This window comes from Phytopseudomonas dryadis, from assembly GCF_004327355.1.
Taxonomy (GTDB): Bacteria; Pseudomonadota; Gammaproteobacteria; order Pseudomonadales; family Pseudomonadaceae; genus Aquipseudomonas; species Aquipseudomonas dryadis.
Map to the genome: position 1 here is coordinate 1 of NZ_QJUM01000072.1, position 647 is coordinate 647.

Genomic DNA, 647 nt, shown 5'->3' on the forward strand with positions numbered 1-647 from the left:
GGCGGCGTGGGGGGTGAGCGCTAGTCTCGTGGGCTCGGAGATGTGTATAAGAGACAGGCTTCGATCAGTAGCCCGGCCGCGAGAAAGAGCCGGTGATTGCGTTCCCGTCGTTGTTTTTTTCCCTCGATTCGTTTTTGGACCGCCTGTTTTCGTTCGCTCTCCTGTGCCTGTAAGTCGTTTTTTTCCGCTGTTGCCAGTACGTGGAGGAGTTTGCGTTCCTGTTCTGTGAGTCCTGCTTCGTTGTCGAGCAGGTCAATAATCTGTCTCTGTCGTGCGGTCTGTTCTCCGAGCTTCCTGATGAATCCTATCCGTTTCTTCAGCCATTCGATGTTGCTGATGCGCATGTTCGTGGTGCTCCCTGGTGTTTTTTGCTGTGTGTTGTGGTCGTGCAGTATATCGCTTGCGGTCGGTGGGTGCAGGGGGTATCTTCCGTGCTAATCCGTAAAATTAGAAGGAAGCGCACTTATATGTTTCTCTCCTTCGTCGAGAAACAGTGCGCTCCTGCAGAGGGCTGAAACCGTGGCAACCTATCACCTCAGCGTTAAATTTGGTGGCAAGGGGCAGGCTGCAAACCACGCCGAGTACATCGAGCGCAAAGAGAAATACCGCGACCGTCAGGATTTGGAATATTCCGCACACGGAAACAT

The 647-nt window shown here is 53.0% G+C and carries 1 protein-coding gene; it reads right to left on the reverse strand.

The genetic code is table 11. From position 1 onward, the window contains the following. Positions 1–20 precede the first annotated feature (20 nt). Positions 21–344, reverse strand: coding sequence for a hypothetical protein (locus DNK34_RS25270; RefSeq protein ID WP_208738452.1), 324 nt, complete (start codon positions 342–344; stop codon positions 21–23). Between the last annotated feature and the right edge of the window lie 303 nt (positions 345–647).

Excerpts from the sequence above, each read along its gene's own strand:
- DNK34_RS25270 (WP_208738452.1), bottom strand. The coding sequence starts at position 344 with ATGCGCATCAGCAACATCGAATGGCTGAAGAAACGGATAGGATTCATC.